The organism is Mycobacterium sp., assembly GCF_049280035.1.
Classification (GTDB): domain Bacteria; phylum Actinomycetota; class Actinomycetes; order Mycobacteriales; family Mycobacteriaceae; genus Mycobacterium.
This window is the reverse complement of sequence record NZ_JBAPPI010000429.1, coordinates 1-4,414: the sequence shown is the minus strand read 5'-3', so window position 1 is coordinate 4,414 and position 4,414 is coordinate 1. Positions and strand designations below refer to the sequence as shown.

4 protein-coding genes are annotated in these 4,414 nt (G+C 62.4%); all 4 read right to left on the bottom strand.

What is annotated here, in order from left to right:
• Positions 1-549, bottom strand: a 549-nt coding sequence (locus tag WAN71_RS14280) for an Mce protein (protein ID WP_422225961.1), incomplete at its 3' end; no start/stop codon positions are given.
• Positions 516-2,030 carry an MCE family protein gene (locus WAN71_RS14275; protein WP_422225960.1) on the bottom strand — a complete coding sequence of 505 codons (1,515 nt, stop codon included), beginning with the start codon at positions 2,028-2,030 and terminating at the stop codon, positions 516-518. The genes WAN71_RS14275 and WAN71_RS14280, both read right to left, overlap by 34 nt.
• 1 nt (position 2,031) lies before the next feature.
• Positions 2,032-3,153, bottom strand: coding sequence for an MCE family protein (locus tag WAN71_RS14270; RefSeq protein ID WP_422225959.1), 1,122 nt, complete (start codon positions 3,151-3,153; stop codon positions 2,032-2,034).
• The coding region (locus tag WAN71_RS14265; protein WP_422225958.1) for an MCE family protein at positions 3,150-4,414 on the bottom strand (1,265 nt) is incomplete at its 5' end. The genes WAN71_RS14270 and WAN71_RS14265, both read right to left, overlap by 4 nt.

The window sequence follows — 4,414 nt, the reverse complement described above, 5'->3', positions numbered from 1 at the left end:
CCGCCACCTATGCGGTTCTTGTTCTGGCGCTGCGGCCATCGTTGTCTTCACCTCTACCGCGACTAGCACTTGCGCCTGATCATTGACCTCGGGCAATAGCAGCGCCGCTTCGGCCACCGTGCCCTCGGACTTTGACTGCACCTTCTTCACGACGTCGACGAATGGCTGCGATCTCTTCTGGAAATCGTCGTAAAAGCCGCCGGTCGCCGAATCCAGGATCCGCTTGATGTCGGCGTCGACCCGGGTGTAGTCGATCGTGGTGAGGTTCACCGCAGTCTGACGAGCGACTTGCACGTATAGATTGCGCTGCGCTTGCGCCTGGCGGTCCTGGTAGACACGGTATCCGAGCCAGCCACCGACCAAGGCTAATGCCGCGACGATAACAAGTCCCACCGTGATTACTGTGCGTGTGTCGGAAAACCGCTGCGGTGCCGGCACTTCAGCGCTTTGGGCCGCGTCGTCGTCAGCTTCGTGCTCGTCGACCTCGCTTTCATCATCGGGCACCGCCGGTTCGTCTATCTGCCCGGCGGTATCAGCATGCTCTGCCATGTCTTGCCTTTCGTGCCGTCGGCCAGGTCGGACTGGGTGTAGGTGCGGCCATCGGGGCCCGTGTAACTTCCGGTGGCCGGATCATAGGGGACGACAGCGACCGGCGGAGCGGGCGCCGGCGCCGCCGGGCCAGGTGGCCGAGGTAAAACATTCAACGGTGGCACGCGGCTGAGGTCGGTGCCCGGCGGATACTGCGGCACACCCTGACCGCTGAGTGTCGCGTTGGGATCGCCCTTCCAGTAGAGGCCGTCGTTGAGCGGGACATACTGCTCGTCGCTCTCGCACATCTCGATCGTCGGGGCACGCTTCCCCGGCTTTGTCTCGCACGGAGTGTTGCGTACGCCGCGGACGTTCATGTCGGAGTCCTGCGGGATGCGGCAGTACAACTCACCGGCGGGCCGGTCGGGATAGTCCTGCCTGACCGGGATCCGCTGCTGCTGGACCGGCAGGAATCCGGTGTTGCAGGGTGGCGGCAGGTTGAGGTTCAAGTTGAAATCGAGGTAGACGCCTTTATAGTCCTGCTTGCTGTCCGAGTCAGGCTCGGCGATCGCCGACATTACGGCGGTCCCCTGCGGGAAGAGAACCAGTAGCTGCTCGAGATCGTTGTGGTAGTCCACCGCGATCTTGCCGAGACTCACCAGGTTGGCCAGCAGCACCGGCAACGTCGGCGCGAGCCGGTCGAACAGCGCCGTGCCTTCATTCAGCGCCGGCCCGCCCACGTTGAGCAGATCCGCAACGGCCGTGTCCTGCGCCTTGAGCTGACTGGTGATCGAGTTTACCCGCCGCGCCCAAGTCGCGATCGAATCCGACGTCCGCACTTGGGAATTGAGCACGGGTGGAGACTGGTCGATCAGTTTGGCGATCGGATCGGTGGTCTTGCCTGCGTCGATCGCCAGCGCTGTCGATCCGTCGACAAGACGAGACAGTTCCGGCCCGAGTCCGGCAACGGCCTTCGAGGCTTCGTCGACAACGGTATGCAGATTGTCTTGCGGGATCGCCTGCAGAGCCCTGTTGGTGGCGTCGAGCAGGAAACCGATATCGACGGGAACCTGCACCCGGCCGACCGGAATGACGGCGCCGTCGCGCAGCTTTGGCCCGGTGTCTTTGGCCGTACCCGAGTGCGGAGTCAGCTCGAGGAACTGTTCGCCGACCGCCGACCGGCTGTGCACCGCGGCTGTCACATCGGACGGAATCGCGATGCCCGAGTTGAGTGAAAGAACGGCACGAACCCCGTCGCGGGTGACATCGACCGATTTGACGCTACCGACCTCGCTGCCGCGATAGTTCACCACCGACGTCGGGTACAAACCGCCGGATGAGGGAAGGTCTACCGTCACCGTGTATCGCCCAATTCCCAGCAGCGCAGGTACTTTAACGAAGCCGAACGCCATCACGCCAATGGCGATAACGGTGATCGCCGCGAGGATCGCCAACTGTGTCCAGATCCGACGGGACAGGCGCAGGGTGCTGGTACGCGCCATCCTAGTAGCCCCCGAAGTGGTAGGGCGCAATCAATGGGTTGGCCGCGGTGTACGGGCTCGGCATCTGCCCAATGGTGCGACCCCACTGCAGTTCCAGTTCGGTGAGGTTGCCTTCCCACCTCGTCCCGGTGAAGATACCGCTGTCAATGCGGCTCAATGTCAGATCGATGACGAGCGAGATGTTGGCGAAGTCACCCCGAAACCAGTTGGGGACGGTGCTTTTCACCCACGGGTACGTCGACAGGAAATCCAGACCTTTGGTCAGAGCGGGCCCGGCGTTAGCCAGTTCCCGCAGAGCTGGCGCGAGGTTGCGGAAGTTGTCGGTGAGCGATTTTTTGGTCTGATGGATCGTTGAGGCCGCGACGGCGCTGAACTTGCCCACCGCATCGATCGCGTCGACCAGTTTCTTTCGCGAATCCGATAGCACGGCCAGCGCCTGCGGGATCGTGGTGAGCGCCTTGTCGACGACTTGATCCTTAGCCGCGACTTGCCCGGCCAACGAGTTGAGACTCTCAGTGGCCGCGATTATGTCATCGGTCTGGGCGTGCAGCTGGGTAACGAAGGTATCCAGCTGGGTTAGCAAGCTGCGCATATCTTTTTCACGGCCGGTCAATGCCGTTGCGAACGCTTGGGTTATCTCCTGAATATGACCCAACCCGCCGCCGTTGAGCAGAATAGCCACCGACGCAAGGGTCTGCTCGGTTGTCGGGTAGGTAGCGGCTCTGGACAGCGGAATCACCGAGCCATTCTTCAGTTCGCCTTTCGGTGGCTCGTCGGTCGGCGGCGCCAATTCGATGTGCATGGAGCCCAATAGGCTGGTCTGCCCGACTTTGGCGGTGCTGTTCGCGGGCAGATGGATATCGCCGTTGATCCGCATGGTCACCAGGGCATGCCAGTCCTGTACTTCGATCTTGGTGACGTTGCCGACGTTGACGTCGGCGACACGTACCCGAGTGTTCGGCTGAATGACGACCACGTCGGGCAACTGCGCCTGAATAATGTATGCGTTTTTGCGGGCGCCTTCGGTTCCCGGCAGGCTGAGCGTATTGAGGCCCTTCCATCCGCACCCTGTCAACGTGCATAGGCACGAAACAATCAGCACCGCAGCAACATTGCGTCTCATGGCGTGCCCTTCGGTGCCACCGCTGCGGCCGCGGGCACCATCAAACCTTGCAATCCTTGCTGGGGGTCGGCGGAGCGAGTGGTAGTTGCCGCCGGCGGCGGACCAGCCGGCGGCACTGCGCCGGCAGTGTCGTTCACCGGCGCCGGGCCATTCGATGGGGGCGGTGGCAGGTGCGGATTAAGCGAATCTTCGCTGTAAGTGATCTCGTTGGGGCGTGCCGATGCACCCACGAACGGATTGATACCGATCGGCGGGAAGTTGTACTGGCGGTTCTTCATGATCGGAGCCAGATACTGCTCGCACAGTCTCGCGGATTGCTTGGCGCCCACCCGGGCCGCGGACTCGATTGCACCGCAGAGGAATTGGACTGTGTCGGCGAAGTTCACCGGAGCCAGAATGCCGGTGACTGCACTCTGCGCGGGTTGATAGATATTCATAAAGTTCTGGAACACCGTGGGCGCCACATGCAGGACTTGCTTGATGTCACCGCGGCTGTCGTTCATCGCCGTCGTGATCGCGCTGAGATGGTCGAAGGTGGTGCCGAGCGCCTCTCGGTTGTCGGCGACGAAGCCGCGTAGGTCGTTCACCGCCCCGTCTAAGCCCTGCATCGCCTGGCCCCACTCGTTGGGCGTATTGGTCATCACTGTTGTGACGTTGGCCAAGTTTCGGTTGAACGAGGCCAGCAGATCACTACTCGAGGTCAGCGCGGACACCAGCAACTGCAGGTTGCGCACCGTGCTGAAAATGTCTGTGCTGTGGTCGCCGAGCGCTGAAACCGCTTGTGAAAGTTTGATGAGGGTGTCACGCGCGGTGTCACCCTCGCCGCGCAGGTTGGACGCTGTGGTGTTGATGAATTCGCCCAGGGGGCTCGTCCCGCCAGGGGTTGTGGGCTGCAGGGAGTCGGTGAGCTTCTCCAACTGCCGGCGCAGGTCGTCCCATTCGACGGGAACCGCGGTGCGGTCCAGGGGGATGGTCGCGCCGTCGGCCAGTTTCGGGCCGCCGGAGTAGGCGGGAACGAGCTGAATCGCTCGCGCGGTCACCAGTGACGGCGACAAGATCGCCGCGCGGACGTCGGCAGGCACCGAGTATTGCGAGTCGACGGTGAAGGTGACCTTCGCCGCATTGGGCTGCGGGTCGATCTGCTCCACTGTTCCCACCGCGACGCCGAGGATACGTATTTCGTCGCCGGTGTAGACACCGTTGGTGTTGGTGAAGTAGGCGACATAGGTGTTTCTGCTCACCTGTTTCCACCACGGCGTGA

Bases quoted from the DNA above. Each gene is read 5' to 3' on its own strand.
- WAN71_RS14270 (WP_422225959.1), bottom strand. From the start codon at position 3,153: ATGAGACGCAATGTTGCTGCGGTGCTGATTGTTTCGTGCCTATGCACG.
- WAN71_RS14275 (WP_422225960.1), bottom strand. From the start codon at position 2,030: ATGGCGCGTACCAGCACCCTGCGCCTGTCCCGTCGGATCTGGACACAG.